At 31.3% G+C, this 20184-nt stretch carries 21 protein-coding genes and 1 riboswitch; of the genes, 20 read left to right on the plus strand and 1 reads right to left on the minus strand.

Translation table 11 applies throughout. The features are described from left to right. The first annotated feature begins 1 nt into the window (after window position 1). On the plus strand, window positions 2–379 hold the full coding sequence (locus tag AC2LE6_RS03690; RefSeq protein ID WP_484477900.1) for a VOC family protein: 378 nt from the start codon (window positions 2–4) through the stop codon (window positions 377–379). A 27-nt stretch (window positions 380–406) separates the two neighbouring features. Then, window positions 407–1003 carry a DUF445 domain-containing protein gene (locus tag AC2LE6_RS03695; RefSeq protein ID WP_484477901.1) on the plus strand — a complete coding sequence of 199 codons (597 nt, stop codon included), beginning with the start codon at window positions 407–409 and terminating at the stop codon, window positions 1001–1003. Between the two features lie 16 nt (window positions 1004–1019). Here the strand turns inward: AC2LE6_RS03695 and AC2LE6_RS03700 are convergent, their stop codons facing one another. Next, a complete protein-coding gene (locus tag AC2LE6_RS03700) occupies window positions 1020–2447 on the minus strand; it encodes an amidase family protein (protein WP_484477902.1) in 1428 nt (475 codons plus the stop codon). A 104-nt stretch (window positions 2448–2551) separates the two neighbouring features. Between AC2LE6_RS03700 and AC2LE6_RS03705 the strand changes: the two genes are divergently transcribed. The 18 genes from AC2LE6_RS03705 to AC2LE6_RS03790 form a co-directional block, all read left to right on the plus strand. After that, window positions 2552–3112, plus strand: a complete 561-nt coding sequence (locus AC2LE6_RS03705) for a hypothetical protein (RefSeq protein ID WP_484477903.1) — start codon at window positions 2552–2554, stop codon at window positions 3110–3112. Between the two features lie 77 nt (window positions 3113–3189). Continuing rightward, entirely contained in the window at window positions 3190–4023 is an 834-nt protein-coding gene (locus AC2LE6_RS03710) for a PHP domain-containing protein (protein WP_484477904.1), read from the plus strand. Beyond that, entirely contained in the window at window positions 4020–4664 is a 645-nt protein-coding gene (locus AC2LE6_RS03715; protein ID WP_484477905.1) for a hypothetical protein, read from the plus strand. The genes AC2LE6_RS03710 and AC2LE6_RS03715 overlap by 4 nt, the downstream gene beginning before the upstream one ends. Further along, window positions 4661–5053 (plus strand): hypothetical protein, encoded by a 393-nt coding sequence (locus AC2LE6_RS03720; RefSeq protein ID WP_484477906.1) that lies wholly within the window; start codon window positions 4661–4663, stop codon window positions 5051–5053. Before AC2LE6_RS03715 ends, AC2LE6_RS03720 begins: the two co-directional genes overlap by 4 nt. A gap of 76 nt (window positions 5054–5129) precedes the next feature. Then, window positions 5130–5723: a pyroglutamyl-peptidase I gene (locus tag AC2LE6_RS03725; RefSeq protein ID WP_484477907.1), complete on the plus strand. Its 594-nt coding sequence runs from the start codon at window positions 5130–5132 to the stop codon at window positions 5721–5723. 9 nt (window positions 5724–5732) lie between these two features. Continuing rightward, the gene (locus AC2LE6_RS03730) at window positions 5733–6653 is read left to right on the plus strand and encodes an alpha/beta fold hydrolase (protein ID WP_484477908.1); all 921 of its coding nucleotides are present in this window, start codon (window positions 5733–5735) and stop codon (window positions 6651–6653) included. A gap of 72 nt (window positions 6654–6725) precedes the next feature. Next, a riboswitch (cyclic di-GMP riboswitch) is annotated at window positions 6726–6808 on the plus strand. Window positions 6809–6953: 145 nt separating this feature from the next. Further along, window positions 6954–7991, plus strand: coding sequence for a rod shape-determining protein MreB (gene mreB, locus AC2LE6_RS03735; RefSeq protein WP_484477909.1), 1038 nt, complete (start codon window positions 6954–6956; stop codon window positions 7989–7991). Continuing rightward, the gene (mreB, locus tag AC2LE6_RS03740; RefSeq protein ID WP_484477910.1) at window positions 7991–9004 is read left to right on the plus strand and encodes a rod shape-determining protein MreB; all 1014 of its coding nucleotides are present in this window, start codon (window positions 7991–7993) and stop codon (window positions 9002–9004) included. Before mreB (AC2LE6_RS03735) ends, mreB (AC2LE6_RS03740) begins: the two co-directional genes overlap by 1 nt. Window positions 9005–9017: 13 nt before the next feature. Further along, the gene (gene mreB, locus AC2LE6_RS03745) at window positions 9018–10049 is read left to right on the plus strand and encodes a rod shape-determining protein MreB (RefSeq protein WP_484477911.1); all 1032 of its coding nucleotides are present in this window, start codon (window positions 9018–9020) and stop codon (window positions 10047–10049) included. 2 nt (window positions 10050–10051) lie between these two features. Further along, window positions 10052–11494 (plus strand): EAL domain-containing protein, encoded by a 1443-nt coding sequence (locus AC2LE6_RS03750; RefSeq protein ID WP_484477912.1) that lies wholly within the window; start codon window positions 10052–10054, stop codon window positions 11492–11494. A gap of 107 nt (window positions 11495–11601) precedes the next feature. Next, window positions 11602–14241 (plus strand): coiled-coil domain-containing protein, encoded by a 2640-nt coding sequence (locus tag AC2LE6_RS03755; RefSeq protein ID WP_484477913.1) that lies wholly within the window; start codon window positions 11602–11604, stop codon window positions 14239–14241. 60 nt (window positions 14242–14301) lie between these two features. Further along, a complete protein-coding gene (gene cls, locus AC2LE6_RS03760; protein ID WP_484477914.1) occupies window positions 14302–15846 on the plus strand; it encodes a cardiolipin synthase in 1545 nt (514 codons plus the stop codon). Between the two features lie 66 nt (window positions 15847–15912). After that, window positions 15913–16614 carry a DNA alkylation repair protein gene (locus tag AC2LE6_RS03765; protein WP_484477915.1) on the plus strand — a complete coding sequence of 234 codons (702 nt, stop codon included), beginning with the start codon at window positions 15913–15915 and terminating at the stop codon, window positions 16612–16614. A 60-nt stretch (window positions 16615–16674) separates the two neighbouring features. Continuing rightward, window positions 16675–17271 (plus strand): hypothetical protein, encoded by a 597-nt coding sequence (locus tag AC2LE6_RS03770; RefSeq protein ID WP_484477916.1) that lies wholly within the window; start codon window positions 16675–16677, stop codon window positions 17269–17271. 97 nt (window positions 17272–17368) lie between these two features. Then, window positions 17369–17887 carry a cob(I)yrinic acid a,c-diamide adenosyltransferase gene (locus tag AC2LE6_RS03775; protein WP_484477917.1) on the plus strand — a complete coding sequence of 173 codons (519 nt, stop codon included), beginning with the start codon at window positions 17369–17371 and terminating at the stop codon, window positions 17885–17887. Window positions 17888–18024: 137 nt separating this feature from the next. Beyond that, the gene (locus AC2LE6_RS03780) at window positions 18025–18717 is read left to right on the plus strand and encodes a pirin family protein (RefSeq protein WP_484477918.1); all 693 of its coding nucleotides are present in this window, start codon (window positions 18025–18027) and stop codon (window positions 18715–18717) included. A 13-nt stretch (window positions 18718–18730) separates the two neighbouring features. Continuing rightward, window positions 18731–19342, plus strand: coding sequence for a nitroreductase family protein (locus tag AC2LE6_RS03785; RefSeq protein ID WP_484477919.1), 612 nt, complete (start codon window positions 18731–18733; stop codon window positions 19340–19342). A 52-nt stretch (window positions 19343–19394) separates the two neighbouring features. After that, a partial coding sequence (locus AC2LE6_RS03790; protein ID WP_484477920.1) for a hypothetical protein occupies window positions 19395–20184 on the plus strand: 790 nt, incomplete at its 3' end.

The following is a 20184-nucleotide window of genomic DNA, read 5'->3' on the forward strand; positions in this document are numbered from 1 at the left end:
TATGGAATATACATCATTAGTTACATTTATATACTATGAGAACTTAAAATATGGTATCTCTTTTCTTGAAGATATACTAGGTCTTAAGTTGGTTATGGATCAGGGCTTTGCAAGAGTATACAAAGTAAGTGAAAAAGGATATTTAGGTATTGTAACAAAAGAAAGTAGAATGAATATTAAGGAAGATACATTGATAAGTTTATCTACAAGAAATGTTACAAAAGCATACGCAAAAATCAGCAAAATGGAAGTAGAGAATCTTTCTGAAATTACACAATTTCCACAGATACCACTTCAATCTTTCTTCTTTGAGGATAAAGAAGGACATCATTTTGAGATACAAGAATTTTTAAAAGATGAGGACTTACTAGTTTTCTAACAAATACAATAATTAAGAGGTGTTAACATGGTTTTATTGAAATTATTATTAATGGTAATGATAGGTGGGATGATTGGTTACATAACAAACAAAGTGGCAATCAAAATGTTGTTTCGTCCAATCAATCCTGTAAAGATATTGTTTTTTACATTTCAAGGAGTTTTTCCAAAAAGAAAAAATCAAATGGCTATTAGCTTAGCAGAAACAATAGAACAAGAACTATTAAGTACAGATACTATTATGGAAAAACTACTTAGTGAAGATAGCATATTTGTAATGAAAGAGAAGCTTATAATTACAATTACAGAAAAAATCACAGAGGCAGTTCCACCAATGGCAAAAATGTTTCTGGGTGACAACATCGATAAAATGATTGAAAACTTCATTGAAAAAGATGGAGATAAAATGTTTGATGATTTGATCGAGAAACTAAAAGAACAAGGTAAAGAACAACTAGATATTAAGTCATTGGTTAAAGATAGAATCGATCAACTAGATTTTGTACAATTTGAGAAAATCATATTTGGGTTAATGAATAAAGAGCTTAGACATATTGAAGTTATTGGTTTAGTACTTGGTTCAATCATTGGTTTGGTTCAATACTTTATTACAATTTGGATATAAAAAAAAGAGGGAATTACTAGTCCTCTTTTTTTAATGGATTGATTCTACCTTTTGTTATATTCTCAAATAATTGTGCAACTTTTAGTAGTCTGGGTTCTCCAAATTCAGAACCTAATAAATATGAACCCACAGGTATATTATCTTCTGCAATTCCAATAGGTACAGTCATTGCGGGATATCCACAATGTGGTCCAAGTGAAGTATAGTTGGCAAAGTAGATGGCATCAAGATTATTATCTTTAAATGTTTTATGAAGCATAGATCTTAATTCTGATCTTTCTTCTAAACTTTCAATATATTTTAGCTCATTACAATGTCCACTTGTTTTATATTGTGCTTCTTCAATAACCGATTGTCCATATTTTAAGCATGCTTTCTCATTTGCACGATTGAATAGGATAAGTTCATTTAATGTTTTAATCTTTGTCGCTGTTTTTAAAGAAGCTAAATAAGTATTAAAAACTTGTTTGAACTCATATAGCATTACATGAAATATTTTTGTAGAAGGTTTTAATTCTAAATCTTCAATAATTGTGACACCGTTCTTCTTTAATAACTCAAGAGTATGGTTGAACACGTCTTTCCTTTTACTTGATAATATATCGTAATAACTTCTATCTATACCAATTCTCAATGATTTTGGTTTTACATCATTTAGAAATTCTGTGTAATCAATGAATGTATCTTCTTTTTTATTTGTGATAAGATCTAGTGAATCGTTACCTCGCATCGCACTTAATAAAACGGCAGCATCATAAACAGATTTTGCGATTGGTCCAGCAGTATCTAAAGTAGAAGATATTGGTACAATACCAGTTCTACTACATAATCCCATAGTTGGTTTAATACCAACAACACCATTTTGCATACTCGGACTAATTATACTTCCACCAGTTTCAGTTCCAATTGCGATTGGAGCAAGGTTCAAAGAAACACTAACAGCACTACCTGAACTACTTCCAGAAGGGTCTATTGATGTATTAAACGGACAAAGAACTTCCCCACCAAGAGAACTATAACCATTTCTCATATTTTGAGTCATGAAGTTTGCAAGTTCGGTTAGATTAGCCTTACCTAGGATTATTGCGCCTTCTTCTTTTAAACGCTTTACTATAAAGGCATCATCAGGAGCATAGTTATGTTCAAATCCTTTTGTTCCCGCAGTAGTATGCATTTTTCCCAAAGTATTAATGTTATCTTTAAGTAAAACAGGGATTCCATGTAAAATTCCTTTTTCTTTTCCAATAGAACGTTCGTGGTCTTTTACCTCAGCATCAAATAATGCATCAGGGTTAACTTCAAGGACACTGTTATACTTTATGTCGCCTTGATCTATTTCGGCAATCCTTTTTAAGTATTGTAATACAAGTTGCCTTGACGTTAATTCATTGAACTTGAAAGCAAATTTAATATCTTTTATAGAGCATTCTAATAAGTTAAACATTCAATCACCTCTTTTTTTATTATACCAAATAACTCTTTAAAGTAGCAAATTAGTTTCCCTATCAAAGCTATTTTGATAAAATAACAGTATATAGGAGTGATATTATGAAAAAAATTAGCTTAATACTACTAAGTTTACTGTTTGTTTTTACATTAGCATCTTGTGTAAAAGATGATCCTTACAAAGATAATGGATCCAGAGATGAACCTGAAGATGACATAATAATCGAAGTTCCTGGAAGTATTCTAACTCTTATTGAGGAAGATATATTAGAGTCACTTTCATTTTCAACAATATCTGAAGATATCACAGGTACAACAATTGTGAATATATATGTTGGAAAAGACGATCTAAATGAAGAAAAGTTTTATGCGATTAGAATGGAATTTATGGGTCGTTGGGATACTGTAGATTTTATGGTTTTGATTGATAAAGAGCAAAATCAAATCGTCTCATTGATCATTGTTGAGGAATCAGAAAACTGGGGATCATTCATAACAATGGATAGTTTCTTAGATCAGTTCCCTTCAAAGAGTGTGGAGTTCTACCTAACCAATGATGTACTTCTAGGTATTGATGGAAACAGTAGCGCTACTACGACAATTGGTGGTATAAATGCTTCGTTAGAAGAAGCAATCAACTATTACAAAAACAACTTGGAGTAGAGAAAATCTACTCTTTTGTTTTTTTCTTTAAAAGTATCAATATATAAGATATAATATTACTGGTTTGGAGTGATAATATGAAAGCAGATTTACACACACATACAACGTTCTCTGATGGTATTAAGACCAACATAGAATTATTAAAGATGGCAGCACAAAATGGATTAGATGTCATAAGTATTACTGATCACGATACATGTAGAAATGTAGACGAGAATCTTAAACTTGCAAAAAGTTTGGGTATTACATATATACCTGGAATTGAACTATCAACATTAGAACAAAATAGATCGGTACATGTTTTGGGATACTTCACAGATAAATCTTATGAGAATAAAGAAATGAAAGAGTACTATACTTTCATTAAAAAAAGTCGAGAAGACCGTACAAGAAAATTTATTTCCAAATTAAAATTATATTTCAATATAGAAATAACATATGATGATGTATTATCTTTCTCCGATGGTATTATCGCAAGACCACATATCGCAAAAGCGATAAATAAAAACTATCCTGAGTATTCATTCAATTATATATTTGAAGAATTTATAGGGGATCATTCAAAAGCATTCGTTCCTTCTAGTAAACTCAAAGTAGAAGCAGGTATTGAATTGCTAAGAAGAAACAACTGTATTGTTGTATTAGCACATCCAGTATTACTTAAAGAAAAAATAAGAGAGCAAGTTCTTTCATATAACTATGATGGAATTGAAGCTAGGTATTATAGAAACGATGAATTTGATGAATCATTCTTCAAAGATTTTGCTAGTAAAAGAGGAATGGTTATTACTGGTGGTAGTGATTACCACGGAATCAAAAACGATTCAAAACATGGAACTGTAGGCGAGTATTATATTGGTGAAGATGTTGAAGAGTTTTTAACAATGTATAAGGAAAAGGTAACGCTATGAAAAAAGACTATTTGATAACATTTGGAATGGTATTACTAACAATCGGATTGGTGTTCATTGTTACTAGAGATTTCTTCTTATCATTCGCAAGCGATTATAAGTATCTAGGTGGATTTGTTAAGTTTTTCTTCTTAGCTAGTCTAGGAGATATAATTGGAAAAAGAATAAAAACAAGAGCATGGAGTATACCTACAGGAATGCTATATAAAGCAATTGTTTGGGGTATTATTGGTATGCTTGTAGTAATGATGTTTGGATTGTTTGATCAAGGAGTATGGTTCTTACAAGACAACAACTTATTACCAAACACAGATATCATCTTTGTACATGCAATTCTAGTATCAACGATCATGAACGTAACGTTTGGACCGATGATGATGGCATTTCACAGAGTAACAGATACATTCATTGAACAAAGAGGAAACAACAATAAGATATCAATTTTAGATTCAGTGAATATGGTAAACTGGCCAGCATTTATTTCGTTTGTAGTATTTAAAACTATCCCTTTGTTTTGGATACCAGCACATACAATAACATTTATTATTAGCCCTGAATACCGTGTAATCTTTGCGGCATTACTGGGAATTGTACTTGGCTTACTACTGGGTATGTTTCAAGACAAAAAGGAAACCAATTGAAAAAGAAAATAGCATTAGAAAACTTAAAAAGTAAAGGGACAGTTAAGAGAAGTAGAAAACAGCCTTTTCATTACACTCTAACAACTGAAAATGAAACGTATAACGTATTCATTTTTAAAATAAGTGACACACATCAATTGACAATAAATAGCCCTAAGGTTATTGAATTAGCTAAGGGTAAACTATATGGAATCAAGTATAAAAAAACAAATTCAATGTTATATAGGTGGGATGATAAATCTACAAAAGTAATTATCATTTTACTGGAAACACCATACAGAATATTAAAGTATATTAACGAGAATGAAATAGTAGATATAAGTAAAAATAATATCGTACATAATATTTCATTAATTCATTCGATAAGTGATATTCAGTCAATAAATTAAGAGACCAATAATGGTCTTTTTATTTTTACATTTTTAAACAAGATAAAAAATGTTATAATGTACTAGAGGTGGTATTATGAATATCTTAGTTACTGGCTTTGAGCCATTTCAAAACAATCAGGAAAACCCAACACAAGAAATTGTAAGACTATTACCAAAAGGAATCAAAGGTCATAAAATTATTCCTATAGAACTACCAGTTTTATACAATGAGTCATTTTCTAGATTGAAAACAGAAATAGAAATTCATAAACCAGATGTTGTCATATGTTTAGGACTAGCTGCTGGGAGAAAAGGAATTACTCCTGAAAGAGTAGCTATAAATGTAAATGATTCAACACATCCTGATAACTCAGGGACAGTATATATTGACGAAATTATTATCGAAGAAGGTAACAATGCATACTTCTCAACATTACCAATAAGAGAAATGATTACAATCATGAATGAAAAGAAAATTGATTGTAGTATTTCTAATAGCGCAGGACTTTACGTGTGTAACGATATAATGTATCGATTACTACATTACATAGATGAAAATAAGTTAAACATAATGGCTGGGTTTATCCACGTTCCTCTTATGAGTGAACAAGAGCATAAAAACTTATACCACATGCCATTACCACAAATTCTTGAAGGAATCATCGATTCTATCAAGACTTGTTTATAGGAGGGAATTATGGAAGAAAGAAGATTTGAAGTAGAAGCAAAATTTGGAGTTATAATTAGTGTTTTAGGGTATGTCCCAGAAGAAGTCAAAGGTGTCATTCATATCTTTCACGGAATGGGTGAACATAAAGAACGTTATATGAATTTTATGAAATGGATATCAAAAAAAGGATATGCAGTGTTTGCTCATGATCATAGAAAACATGGAGAGAGTATAGACAAAGAGTTTTACTCTGTAGGTGAATTTACAGACGCAGATCGATTTGAATACTTGATAGATGATGCTCATTACATCGTTAGACAATTGAAAGATGAGTTTAAAGGAGTGCCTTATACATTACTAGGACATTCTATGGGTAGTATTATAGCAAGAAGATATTTAACAAAATACGCAACATACATTGATGCTGCTATAATCATGGGGACATTACCAATCATCAAGAGCGGTAAAGTATTCTTACCAAAACTGATTGCTAAAACAATCAAACTTTTCAAAGGTAATAAAATCTCGCCATTCTTAAGTGAAATGTTAAACAAACCACTTTTAAAAGGTATGGAGAATCCAGAAACAGATTTCGATTGGTTATCTACAGATGAGAAACAAGTAGAAAAATATATTAATGATCCACTATCAGGATATGCATATACACCAACATTCTATATCGAGTTTTTGGACATGTGTGTCAAAGTTAACAAGTCAGAAATCATAAGTGAAGGAAAAGATATTCCAATTTTATTTGTCAGTGGAAAAGCTGACCCAGTTGGTGAAAATGGTGAAGGTGTAAGAGATGTGTATGAACTATATAATGCACATGGTTATTTCCAGTTAACTTTAAAGTTAATGCCAGATTTCAGACATGAAATACTAAACGAGAAAAAGAAAACGACCACTTATAAATTGATTGATGAATGGTTAACTGCTTCTTTGTAAAATTGTAAAGTTTATTTAAAAAACACTTGTCATGTAAAAATTCTTGTGATAAGTTTAGAGTGTATAAAATGAATATTCAAAAGGCAAATACGTGGAAACGCGTAGACGCAAAGTCACGGGGCTAATGGAAAACCAATGCCAGCCGGACCGCAATATGATGATCAAACTTTTTTGGAATCACGGGATAAAAAAAGGGTTTTTTCAGTTATACCAATATTGTGATTTAAGCGTCCTTTTGATTAAGGGCGCTTTTTGTTTATTTTATACCCATTATCATTATAAATTTAGAAGGAGGCTTATATGAGCGAGAACAAAAAAGGAAAGATTAACGTAGGCGTTGATCTTGGCACATCTAATCTCCTAATTTATGTTGAAGGACGAGGTACTGTCTTTAATGAACCAAGTGTTATTGCCGTTGATAAACAAAGCAACAAAGTAGTATCAGTTGGTACAGAAGCAGCAGAATTAGTGGGTAAAGTGCATGACAAAATTGAGGTTGTAAAACCCTTAAACGGAGGAGTAATATCAGATATTGATATGATTAGAGAAATCTTGTTGTTTACGTTTGATCAATTATTTGTACAAACATCACAACAAATCAATAAATTACTGATATGTATCCCATCAGAAATCACAGAAACAGAAAAAGCAGCTATTCTACAGTTAGGTTTAGAACTTGGAATTGACGACGTTAAAATTGACGAAGAAATTAAAGCTGCAGCCATTGGGACAGGTATAGATATCTATACACCTAGTGGACACTTAGTAGTAGACATCGGTGGAGGAACAACAGATTTTGGTGTTCTAAGTTTAGGAGATGTTGTATTAAGTAAATCAATCAAAGTAGCAGGAGATTATTTTGATAATCGAATCACAGACTTCGTAAAAGAAGTGCATAAACTTGAAATCGGACCGCAAACTGCGGAGAAGATTAAAATTGAGTTAGCATCACTAACTGGAGAACTACCAGCAGATGAAGAGGGAAAAACTCTTCAATACCGTGCAATGGGTAGAGACTTAGTTACTGGGTTACCAGGTCAAGTAATAGTAGAAGCAAAAGAAATAAGAGACATCTTATTAGATTGTTTTGAATCAATCAAAGCTACATTAATTGCAACACTAGAAGCTACACCACCTGAACTTGCTGGAGATTTAGTTGAAAACGGAATCTTAGTAACTGGTGGAGGAGCACAAATCAAAGGAATCAAAGATTACTTAGAAGAAGTAACTAAAGTTGAAGTTAATATCTCAAGCAACCCAATGACCGCAGTCGTAAACGGGACTAAGAAATTACTTAAGATGAACAAAGCACATTACTTTGGAGAATTGAGAAGCTAATGGCTGATCGTATGGGCTTAGGAATCGATTTAGGTACTGCGAACCTACTTGTGTATCTTGAGAAAAAAGGAATCATCTTTAATGAACCTAGTGTAATTGCCTTTGATAGAGAATCTGGAAAAATTGTAGCTGCCGGTGAGGATGCTCACAAAATGCTTGGAAAAGTACATGACAAAATAAGTGTTATTAAACCATTGAAAAATGGTGTAATTAGCGATATGAAAGCAGCAAAAGCGTTGGTTGGATATGTTTTAGATAAAGTATCGAACTTAACAGAGCGTGAGTTATCTAATAGTTCATGTGTTATTTGTTGCCCAAGTGAAGTAACGAATATTGAAAGAGATATCATGATCGAACTAGCCAGAACTATGGGTATAGGAGATACATTTATCGAAGAAGAAATCAAAGCAGGAGCACTTGGTGCTAATGTAGATATCTTCAAAAGTAAAGGTGTAATGGTTGTAGATATCGGTGGAGGAACAACAGATGTTGGTGTTCTATCTTACGGAGATATCGTTTTAAGTAGAACAATCAGAAAAGCCGGAAACTTCGTAGATATAGAAGTTGCCAAACATGTTAAAAAAGTAGATAAAGTAGAAATCGGGGAACTTACTGCTGAAAGAGTAAAGTTTGAGTTATCTGATTTACGTGAAGACGCACCACAACTAATCAATCGTTATGCAGGTAGAGACATCGTGCGCGGTGTACCTAAATGGGTAAATATTTCGACTGATGATGTAAAAGGTGTACTTACTCCAATATATGAAGAAGTCGTTAAATTAATTGCCGCAGTACTAAAAGATACACCACCTGAATTAAGTGCAGATATTTTCCAACATGGTATATTACTTACTGGTGGAGGATCATTAATTAAAGGTGTAGATGAATTCATCAAAAGCCGTATTAACGTACCTGTACATGTAGTAAGTAATCCTTTGACATGTGTTGCTGAAGGATCAAAATTCTTACTTAAAAATAGAGGGGATTATTTAATTAATCCGCTGAAGTTGTAGAGAGGTGAAAATGATGGCTGAGAAAAAACAAAAAAGTAAAAAAATGATAAAAATTGGTATAGATTTAGGTACGGCAAACCTATTAGTATTTGTAGAAGGCGAAGGAATTATTTTTAACGAACCATCTGTAATCGCGATGGAATATGGAACAAATGATGTAATCGCAATTGGATATAACGCAGCAAAAATGATTGGTCGAGGACATAGAGGAATCAAGATTGTTAGTCCTTTAAACCAAGGTGTAATTTCAGATATGGATGCTGCTAAAAAATTAATAGAGATGTCTATCAGAAAAGCAGAAACAATGGACATCAATTTAAAAGCTTCGACAGTGTTGATTTGCTGTCCAAGTGAGGTAACACAAATTGAACGTGAAGCAATGGTAGACTTAGCGAAAAACTTAGGTGTACCAGATGTATTTATTGAAGAAGAAGTAAAAGCTGGTGGAATTGGCGCTGGGTTAGATATTTACTCATCTCAAGGTTCATTGGTAATTGATATAGGTGGAGGTTCTACTGATATCGGTGTCTTATCTTTAGGAGACATCGTTGTAAGTGAATCAATTAGAGTAGCTGGGAATTATTTTGATCAAGAGATCATAAATCATTTACAGTATAATCACGGATTACTTATTGGTAAGAAAACTGCTCAAAGAATCAAAGAGCAGATTGGGACTTTAAGAGAAGACGTCTCTGAAGAAACAACAACTCATGCTAATGGTAGAGACTTGGTATCAGGATTACCAAGACAAATACAAGTAACTCAAACAGAGATTAGAGACATTCTAGTTGAACCATTTAAAAGTATTGCAAACACAATACTTAAAGTATTACAAAATACACCTGCAGAACTAAGTGCAGATATTATTGAAACAGGTATTTTAGTAAATGGTGGTTGTGCATTAATCGATGGAGTAGACGAGTTCTTACAAAAAGAAATTGGTCTTGATACACACATCGCAAAAAACCCTTTAACGGCAATAGTTGAAGGTACAAAAGTATTACTACAAAACCGTGGTAATTACTACATAAAACCAGTTGATTAAACTTGAAATACTACGTAGAATCAATGATGATCACAGGCATACTTGTCGCAACAGTCATCATTGATATCTTCATAGATGAACTGCTATTATCACTCATATACATTGTACTTGTTTTATACACATTCTATGTGTATGTAAACAGACACGATCACAAAATAATCATTAGAAAACTTCACTCAAATAAACGATTTAAAGAGAAGAAACTACAAGATTATTTTGTCATGTTTATTGAGTTCTCAAACCTGAACAATTACTCACAATTCTATGACTCACACATAGGGGACAACATTTTCAAAGATGTTGTTGAGACCTTAAAAAAACATATCCCTAAAAAGAACTTATACATTTACAGAAACGATCAATTAGTAATCATTCAAGAGTTCCAAAGTAAGCATGTCATTAACACAAGTTTAAGACAAGAAGAAATGATTTCTTGTGCAATGAAACTGTCACAGTTTATCAAAACAAAAACTGTGCATAAAGAGCAAAGAAGTGACTATGACATAAAACTGCATATTGGAACAGCATCACTTGGAATGATGAAAACAGAACAAAGTATGAATGACCTTATCAGATTAGCTGAATTCACAATGATCAAAGCGAAAGATAAAGGAAAAGAAATACTTAGTGCAACAGAACAATTACGTTCGATAAAACAAGATCTTGATGTCTTTAACAAAGAAATAGAAGAAGGGTTACAATTAGATGAATTTGTCCCGTTCTTCTTTCCAATCATCAATACTAAATCTTTAAAGATTACCGGTGTTGAAAGTCTGGTTAGATGGACCAAGGATAAATACAGAGAAATTGAAGCAGCTAAATTTAAAGACATCGCCACAGAAAAGAAATTGTTTGAACAAATTGATAAGCGGGTTATTAAGAAAACATTTATGGCATACAAAATCTGGAAAGAAAATAATCTAATTGATGAAGATTTCACAATAACTATCAACTTAAGTTATCAATCATTAGTAAACATCAATCCGATTGAGTTACTTACTCTATCAAACGAGTATAATATCGTGCCTAACAATGTTTCATTCGACATAAGTGAAGACAGTATCGTGTCTAAAAAAGGAGTCTCTAGCATTCAAAAATTACGTACTGCTGGATTCAAGATATCCTTAGACGCACTCAGCAACAGGTGGTTCTCATTAGAAGCTCTACTAATGATAGATTTTGATTCTTTGAAAATCAATCAGACAGTATCTACAAACTCTAATTATTCTAAAAAACAAGAATTATTACATACATCATTAGTAGAGTTTTCCAATAAATCTAAGATAAACATACTTAGCAAAGGAATCGAGAACAAACACCAATTAGAATATGCATTACAACTTAATGTTGATTATGTGCAGGGATACTATTTTACTAAACCTTTAAACGATGAACAAATCATTGTTTACCTAAACAAATACAGATATGGTATCCAAACCCACTAAAAGAAGAGGACTTCCTCTTCTTTTTCCTTATTTATAGAAAAAAAACTTAAAAACTATGACATAATTTGTTACAATTATAATTGAGACATATGAAGGAGGTTGTTTGAATGAACGATGTAATACAAAAAGAACTAGAAAAAAACTATTCAAAAGTAGTTAAAAAAGACTTACAAGTAAAAGAGGGTATTGAGAAATTAACCAACGCATATGAAAAAACGAAAAAATCAAATGCGACTAATCTTAAAGGTGAATTAAAAGAATTTACAGGAACAGACAAAGAAATTAATCAAGCTCATAAAGCTGAGTTGGAAAAGATTAAAGATTACAACAAGGATCAACTTGCTGGAGTTAAAGTAAAAGAAACTGAAGTAAGTAAAAATCATGAAGAAGCAGAAGAAAAATCTGTTCAAAAATTAGAGAAGGAAATTGCACGTTTAGAAAAAGCAAAAGAAAAACTAAATAGTGATTTCGAGAAACTAACTCAAAAGGTTTTAGCTCAATACAACAAAGATGTTGAAGCAAACCAAAAAGAACAAGATAAAATTTCAAAAGACAATGTGAGTGAGCAAGAAGACTTACAAGAAAAGTACAATGATAAAGAAGCTAAGTACAATGAAAAAAGTGCTGCTTTAAATGAGAAAAGAGAAGCTAAAATTACAAAATTAAATGAAGCTTCTACAAAGAAAATTGAAAAACTTAACGACGGAATTGTAAAACAAAGAGAAAAAGTTGATAAGCAATTAGCTGACGCAGTACCTATCTTCGAAGAGAAACTAGAAGAAGTAAATGCATTGTTAGCTCAAGAGCAAGCTGAGTTTGAATCAAAACTTGGAGATATCAAAGAAACTCTTGATTCAAAATTACAAAGAAGAAATAAATTCTTAGAAAAAGCTGAAAATGAAAATGATTCAAAAGCAGCAAAAATTCAAAGAAAAGAAATCAAGCAACTAGAACAATCTGCTGATAGAGAAATTAAGACTTTAGAAAAAGCTCATAATGATCGTAAAGTGGATTTAGAAGCTAAGAAATTAGAACTTCTTAAGAATAACTTAGAGCAAATCGCAGCAGTTGAACGTGAATTTGTAAACTTCAAAGAAGACAATCTAATGCAAGTTGAAATTAATAAAGTTACTTTAGCTGATGAAATCACTAAAGCAAAACTAGATACAGAATTAAAACTTCAAGATGAATTAGCTAAATTTAGCGAATTTGCTGCGAAACATAAAGACCAAACTGCAAAAGCATTAAAAGAGTCTGAATTAGCATTAAACGAGCAAAAAGATTTAGAAATGAAATTAGTAATTGAATTTGACAAAACAAATCAACAAAATGAAATTCAATTAAATGAAGACTTATCTTTAAATCTAAAAGATCAACAAATTGCTGAACTGGCTAAAATAAACGAATGCTCAGTTAACGATGTTGACTTAGCAATCAATCTTGCAAAACTAGAAAACGAAAGAGAAGTGCAAAACTTCCAAACAGAATCTGACACTTTAGAGAATGACAAATTATCAGCGATTAAGTTACATGAATCTGATAATAAAAAACTTGCTGGTGTTAAAGCTGAATTCCTTTCAAATCAAGAAGCACTTGTTGTTTTATATCAGAAACGTGCTGAAGAGTTATTAGAAGCTGAAGAATTAGAAATCAATAATAGAGTTAATTTAAAAGTTAAATTCTTAGAAACTCAAATCAAACGTGTTGAACAAGACTTGAAAACATTAGTATCTGATATTGAGTTATCAAACAAACAAGAACTAAACTTATATAATAAAGAAATAGAAAAAATTGCATCAGCTGATCAAAAAGAAGTTACTGCATTTAAACAATCAGAAGAAGATGCTATCCAAGCTTTAGTAGATGAGAAAAAAGAACTAGATCCAAAAGCTGATAAAGCTAGAATCATGGAACTAGATTCAATCATCGAATCTAGAAAACAAAACTACCGTCAAGAATTAAAACAAAAAGAAGATTTTGTTTTCGCTAAAACACAGTTATTCCAAGAAAACATTTTACTAGCAAATCAACGTAAAGACAAAGCTGTTGAAGAAGCTAAAGAGATGTCTACATTAGAAACAAATGATTTAAATCAAGCTTTAGAAGTTGCTCAACAAAATAAAGAAGTTGAACTACAAGAAGCAAAAGCTAGATATGATAAGACTGTAAACAATACAAACTTATTCAAGAACAATTCAACAAACAGAAATCAATCAATGACTGAAGAAAATACAATGTACTTCAACAATAGAGTAAACAAAGAGAATAAATCTATTGAAGATGCAAAATCATTATTCGAACAAAGAAGAAATGAAAGCAATCAAGTACTAGACAATAAGATTCAAGTTCAAGAGCAAAACAGAGTGAATCATAATGAGGAACTTAAAAATAACGCTGCTCAAAAAGAACAAGAATTAGAAGCAAAATTAGCTGAATTCAAAAGCCAAGTTGCTGCATCAAACCAAGATGAACAAAAACGTCTACAAGAACAAGCATCTAAGTTATCAGCTACAAATGGTGAATCTCAAAACAAACATAATCAAACTGTTCGTGAGACAGCAGCTACATTGCGTACACAACAAGCTAAATACGAGTCTTCAGTAGCAAATATCGATAAAAAACAAGATGTTGAAACTAAGAACTTTGAAGCAGAACAAACTCGTGTTCAAAAAGAATACGATATCGAACTTAAAAAAGGACTTCAATCAATCAAAACAAAATTAGATTCAGATATCAAAGCATTATAAAACTTAAAAGACTCTTATTGAAAGAGTCTTTTTTTTGTTATAATGAAGGTGGTGATAGATATGAAACAAAATATTAAATTATTAATCTGGGTTATTCTGGATATTATAATCGCATTGGTAGTCAGATATCTATTTGAACTTGGGTACATATATCTTCAAGACTACCTAGACTGGACAATATCATTTAGAATGATTTCTAGATCATTCCTAACATTTATTGTTGTTTTGATTTGGTTAGCTATTGTATTACGTAGTGAACATACTACATCAAAATTACCATGGTTAATTTTCTTAACATTAGAACCATTCATTGGTTTAGCTTTATTCCTTACATTTGGACGAAGTTATATGAATAGTTATAGATATAGATCAAAACCATTATCAAAACCGGGTGAGTATTTGCTAAGAGAACCAAAAACAAATTTCAATCATAAATCATATCTCGCGATAGACTCAGAAATAACTGATATATACAAAGCAGCATTCAATTCCACAAACCATCATGCATACTTGAACTCAAATAGAATTGAAATATTGAGAGATGGTGAGAATAAATTTAATTCTTTAATTAAAGACTTAAAAAGTGCAAAAACATTTATCCTTATGCAGTACTATATAATTAGGACAGATGAAATTGGGACTGAAATTCTTGATATCTTAAAAGAAAAAGCTATGGACAATGTAGCTGTGTATTTACTATACGATGCAATTGGAAGTGTATTTCTTGATAAGGAGTACATAAAAAGTTTAAAAAAGGCAAAAATCAAAGTAGTTAAAAACGAACCAGTATTCTTTGGATTCTTTAATACAAAGATAAATTATAGAAACCATAGAAAAATCACCGTAATTGATGGAAGAAAAGGATACATGGGTGGAATGAATTTAGGAGATGAATACCGAAATACAATTTCTCCATTTGGACACTTCAGAGATACACACTTGAAAATAGAAGGTAGTGGAGTTAAATCACTTACACAACTGTTCTTTAGAGATTGGTATACAAATACAAAGAAATTTATCAACGAAGATGTGTTCTATCCAGACTATAAAGTACAAAGTAAAGGTCTGTTGCAAATTGTACCATCTGGACCAGAATACAAAAATCCTCCAATACGAAACATGTATGTTAAAATGATCAATAATGCAAAGAAATCTATCAAGATTATGACTCCGTATATCGCTCTTGACCAGGAGTTACTAACATCGCTTATTATCGCCTGTAAATCAGGTGTTAAAATCGATATCATTGTACCAGGTATACCTGATAAGAAATCAGTATACATAGTTACAAAATCATTCATTCATGAATTATTAGAAGAAGGAATAAATGTACATGTATATACAAAAGGTTTTACACATGCAAAAGTATTTATTATTGATGATCATTTAGCATCTTGTGGAACATATAATTTAGATAATCGATCTGCTAGAATTAATTTTGAAGTAACAGCTTTGCTATATGGTGCACCTGTTGCGGATCTTGTTAAAGACTTTGATGATGATTTACTTGAATCAGAAATACAAGTTGAATCAGTTTGGAACAAAAGAAGTCTACCTTCAAGGCTTATTGAAGGTCTGTTTAACTTGTTTAGTCCTTTAGTTTAAACGAAGCACAATGTGTTTCGTTTTTATTATATCTGACATCATATTATAATATAAGTAGGTGATATTATGACAAAAAAAGAAGTTATGGAAGAATTAGAATCATACGGCTCTGAGCAAACTAGAAAAATCTATACCAATCACGGTGCTGATTTAGAACAGTTTGGTGTTAGTATGGCAAATTTAAAGAAACTATTCAAAAAGGTTAAAAAGAACCACGAACTTGGTTTTGAATTACTTTTCTCTGGTAATATTGATGCAATGTATATGTCCAAATGGATGATAGATTCATCTAAACTGACCAGACGTCAATTAGAAGAGATATTACTTAGTACAACTTACTATATGATTATCGATTCCATCGTCGCATATTTGGCTGCTAAAGATACAGCGTTAGGACTTGATTGTCTACATCATTGGATTGATCATGATGACAAGAGATTCAGACAATCTGCGTATAGTCTGTTTGGTTTAATATTGATGTCATACAGTGATGAATTGATCGATACAAACTTAGTCAAAATTAAATTAGAGTATGTAAAAGAAAATATACACAATGAAGAGAACAGGGTTCGATATTCTATGAATGGTTTTTTAATCTCGGCTGGGATATATCTTTCTCAGTTCACAGATACATGTAAGGAATATGCAAGTGACATTGGGAAAGTAACAGTTTATATGGGTAAAACTTCTTGTAAAGTGCCAGATGCATTACCTTATATTGAAAAAGTAGAGAAAATGAATAAGATAGGTTTTAAAAGAAAGTTATAAGATGCAAGTTAATTGATCAAATAAATTAATTATGCAGCTATTGATTACCGGAGGTATATTATGGACTTACTAAGTATAGAATCATTTGTTGAGAGTGCATTGCTTGTTTTAAATCAATACGGATTTATCATTGTTATATTATTTGCATTCATCCACCCGATAATAGAAGGTCCTCTTTCTTTGTTTACATTGAGTCTCGGTATTGCACTAATGGGTGTTGTTACATCTTATGTTGTTATATTCTCATTTAATATGATTGGTTGCCTTGTATTATTCATTCTTGTTAAGAAAGTTGATCGATTCTCCAATTACTATTTACATAATAAAAAGGTATCTGGTAATGTCCTTATATGGCTTAAAAACACAAAAAAATGGAAACACATTTTTGTATTAGGTGTACCTGTAATTCCAACTTATCCAGTGAAAATAGGATATTTACTGAGTGAACCTGATTCTAAAGATGCAATGAAAACACTAATTGGTGCATATATATTTCTGTTTTTAGGTAATACATTGATTTACTTCGGGATTCTTAATTTTTTAGAATCTGGAATCTCAAGAATTATATCTGTATTTATGCTTCTAGTCTTAGTTGTATTTGTATACTTTGGTAAAAGTATATTCAATAAAATCGGTTTAGTAAAAGAGGAAGTATAATTCCTCTTTTTTTGTGTAATATTTTACAGTTTAATCTAAAGCACTTATAATGATAGTGAAAGAGGTGGTTTTATGTTTACAAACCAAGGTTCAAAAAATGAAAATTGATAAACTTAATCAAATCTCTACTGGAGTAGGAGACAAAGGGACCAGCATTAACTTTAATAACATCAAATACAGTAAAGACGATATCTTATTTGAAGCACTTGGAACAATTGATGAAGTAAGTAGTATTCTTGGGATTTGCTTCCAAGTTACAAACTATAAGGAAATAAAGACAATTCAAAGAACACTGCAAGATATCAACTCACAAATAGCTACAAGTACAAAGGATAAAAGAAATCAACTTAATTTGATTTCTCAAAGTGATATAGATTATTTGGAAAAAACTGAAACTCAGTTCCTAAAAACATCTCATATAACACATGAATTTGTTTTACCAGGTAGTGAATCAAAACAGAGTGCATTTTTAGATTTAGCTAGAACGGTTACTAGACGATCTGAAAGAAAAATAGTGAGTTTTATAAATAATTATGAACGTGATGATCTTGATTTATGTCTAATATACTTGAACAGATTAAGTGACTTATTATTTATTATGGCAAGACAAAAATAAAGAGCATATTCTTGCTCTTTTTGTTTGTATTTTATTGCTATTATCTAACTGGTCAGTATTGTCTTTTCTTTGAGCATATTACAACACAAAACCTCCTTTATATATTATAATTATAAATAAGAGAGGTGAATGAAATTATGATGATACATAAGTACGATGAGTTAGGAAAAGCAAACTATGGTTGGCTAAGCACGAGTTATCATTTCTCATTTGCCAACTACTACGATCAAAGTAAAGTTCATATTGGAAGCTTACGAGTATTAAATGATGATTATATTGAACCCAACCAAGGGTTTGATACACATCCACATTCCGATATGGAGATAGTCACATATATTGTTGATGGTGAACTGACACATCAAGATTCTATGGGGAATAAAAGAAAGCTTGGACCATACGGTGTTCAATACATGAGCGCGGGTACTGGTATTCAACACAGTGAATTAAATGAAGGTACAAATGTACTCCACTTGTACCAATTATGGATTCTTCCTGATAGAAATGGACATAAACCCGATTACGGAGATAGAAATTTTTCTGATCAGATGATTCAAAACTCATTCTTGGAAATAGTTAGTTCAGAAAAAGGAAAAGGTGTTATCCATATTAACCAAGAGGCAAGTATTAAAGTTGGTGAGTTTGATTCAAACCAAAATATTAGTATTAGACTTGAAGACTTCAAATATAGTTATTTAGTTGTAATTGATGGAGTTGTTGAAGTAGATAATAATATTATTGGTAAAGGTGACGCGATAGAAAGTAAAGAATCTTATCATTTAACTGTAAAAGAGAACACACACATATTACTTATAAGAACAAACGATAGATAGAAAGAGGAAGAAGATGACAGTACAAGAAGTAAACTTAATGAGAAGAAGTATTCAGCATTTTGATAAAAATAGACAACTAGACATGGAACTGGTCAAAAGAATTATTGAAGAATCAACATATGCTCCAAGTGGTTTCAATTTACAACCGTGGAGAGTGATAATTGTTAAATCAGAGAAGAATAGAAATGATTTATTTGAACTTTCATATAAACAAGAAAAAATAAAAGAAGCACCAATCACATTAATCATTGTTGCAAACAAAGAAGGATATACAAAAGAGAACCCAGCTTGGAATGAAATGATTAAGAATCATGGCGAAGAAAGAATCAACAGTTTAATAGAAGGGGCATCAAAAGCATATGGGAAAGACGAAGTTTCAAAAACCAAGTTTGCTCATTTAAACACATCATTATTCTCAATGACATTGATGTTATTATTTAAGTCATATGGTATTGATTCTCATGCTGTTGGTGGAATGAAACAATCCGAAGTTAAAAAAATGTTTAATATTGCGGATAATGAAGACATTAATATGTTGTTACCAATAGGGTATAGAGACAATGATAAGCCTTTAACGAAGAGATTAATAAGAAAAACATATGAAGACATAGTAACTGTTTTTTAAAATGAAGTTAGATACTTCATTTTTTTTGTTATAATATATATAAGGTGATAACATGAAAAAATATTTTGGATTACTTAAAACTAGCAAGCGTTTTAGAATCTATGCCCTACTCGGATTATTGAGTTGGGTTATTTTACTTATGTTAGCAGCCTTTTTTATTAACCGGGATGTTAATAACATTGTTAGTAACGAAACCGAGAAATTATTACATCATTACGAGATAGAGTTTGAGAAAAACGACCATCATATTCTTTTAATAGAAGCATACTTCAGTGAACATGCATTAAGTATGGATCAAGAAGAGTTTTCTAACCTTCTTGAAAACATTGGATCTGATGAAGTAATACAATACATCGTATTAGATCATTCAGCTCAAGCACAGTTTGTACATCCAATTGAAGACTATGATGATTTAATAACAATAAATACAATGGATATTTCAAATCCATATCAGCGAAACGAATTGACAGAAGCAATTCTTTCTAGGGAATTACTTTACCAATATGAAGTAGTTGATGATAGAGTACAGTCTTTTTATCTAAGAAAAGCATTGTTCATCGATGAAGAGTTTTACGGATTTATAACTATCGCTTTGGATCCTTATTATCTTTCTAGTGATGATGTTCAGTTTAAAAGCGACTTCATAGATTCTGCGTTATTCACCAATGAAGGAGATATTATCAGTGGAACCGGTGTTCTTAAAGATTATACTCTTCAAGAATTGACAGTTGGAGAAACAACAATCAAAATAGGTGGTAAAATTGATTACTCATTTGCTATAATCCTTTCATTACAGTATTTTGCATTTGTTGCTATTGTTTCTATTGTTATGTTAATCTCTG

Source organism: Candidatus Izemoplasma sp., assembly GCF_982632705.1.

Excerpts from the sequence above, each read along its gene's own strand:
- AC2LE6_RS03690 (WP_484477900.1), top strand. The coding sequence starts at position 2 with ATGGAATATACATCATTAGTTACATTTATATACTATGAGAACTTAAAA.
- AC2LE6_RS03695 (WP_484477901.1), top strand. The coding sequence starts at position 407 with ATGGTTTTATTGAAATTATTATTAATGGTAATGATAGGTGGGATGATT.
- AC2LE6_RS03700 (WP_484477902.1), bottom strand. The coding sequence starts at position 2,447 with ATGTTTAACTTATTAGAATGCTCTATAAAAGATATTAAATTTGCTTTC.
- AC2LE6_RS03705 (WP_484477903.1), top strand. The coding sequence starts at position 2,552 with ATGAAAAAAATTAGCTTAATACTACTAAGTTTACTGTTTGTTTTTACA.
- AC2LE6_RS03710 (WP_484477904.1), top strand. The coding sequence starts at position 3,190 with ATGAAAGCAGATTTACACACACATACAACGTTCTCTGATGGTATTAAG.
- AC2LE6_RS03715 (WP_484477905.1), top strand. The coding sequence starts at position 4,020 with ATGAAAAAAGACTATTTGATAACATTTGGAATGGTATTACTAACAATC.
- AC2LE6_RS03725 (WP_484477907.1), top strand. The coding sequence starts at position 5,130 with ATGAATATCTTAGTTACTGGCTTTGAGCCATTTCAAAACAATCAGGAA.
- AC2LE6_RS03730 (WP_484477908.1), top strand. The coding sequence starts at position 5,733 with ATGGAAGAAAGAAGATTTGAAGTAGAAGCAAAATTTGGAGTTATAATT.
- mreB (WP_484477909.1), top strand. The coding sequence starts at position 6,954 with ATGAGCGAGAACAAAAAAGGAAAGATTAACGTAGGCGTTGATCTTGGC.
- mreB (WP_484477910.1), top strand. The coding sequence starts at position 7,991 with ATGGCTGATCGTATGGGCTTAGGAATCGATTTAGGTACTGCGAACCTA.
- mreB (WP_484477911.1), top strand. The coding sequence starts at position 9,018 with ATGGCTGAGAAAAAACAAAAAAGTAAAAAAATGATAAAAATTGGTATA.
- AC2LE6_RS03755 (WP_484477913.1), top strand. The coding sequence starts at position 11,602 with ATGAACGATGTAATACAAAAAGAACTAGAAAAAAACTATTCAAAAGTA.
- cls (WP_484477914.1), top strand. The coding sequence starts at position 14,302 with ATGAAACAAAATATTAAATTATTAATCTGGGTTATTCTGGATATTATA.
- AC2LE6_RS03765 (WP_484477915.1), top strand. The coding sequence starts at position 15,913 with ATGACAAAAAAAGAAGTTATGGAAGAATTAGAATCATACGGCTCTGAG.
- AC2LE6_RS03770 (WP_484477916.1), top strand. The coding sequence starts at position 16,675 with ATGGACTTACTAAGTATAGAATCATTTGTTGAGAGTGCATTGCTTGTT.
- AC2LE6_RS03775 (WP_484477917.1), top strand. The coding sequence starts at position 17,369 with ATGAAAATTGATAAACTTAATCAAATCTCTACTGGAGTAGGAGACAAA.
- AC2LE6_RS03780 (WP_484477918.1), top strand. The coding sequence starts at position 18,025 with ATGATGATACATAAGTACGATGAGTTAGGAAAAGCAAACTATGGTTGG.
- AC2LE6_RS03785 (WP_484477919.1), top strand. The coding sequence starts at position 18,731 with ATGACAGTACAAGAAGTAAACTTAATGAGAAGAAGTATTCAGCATTTT.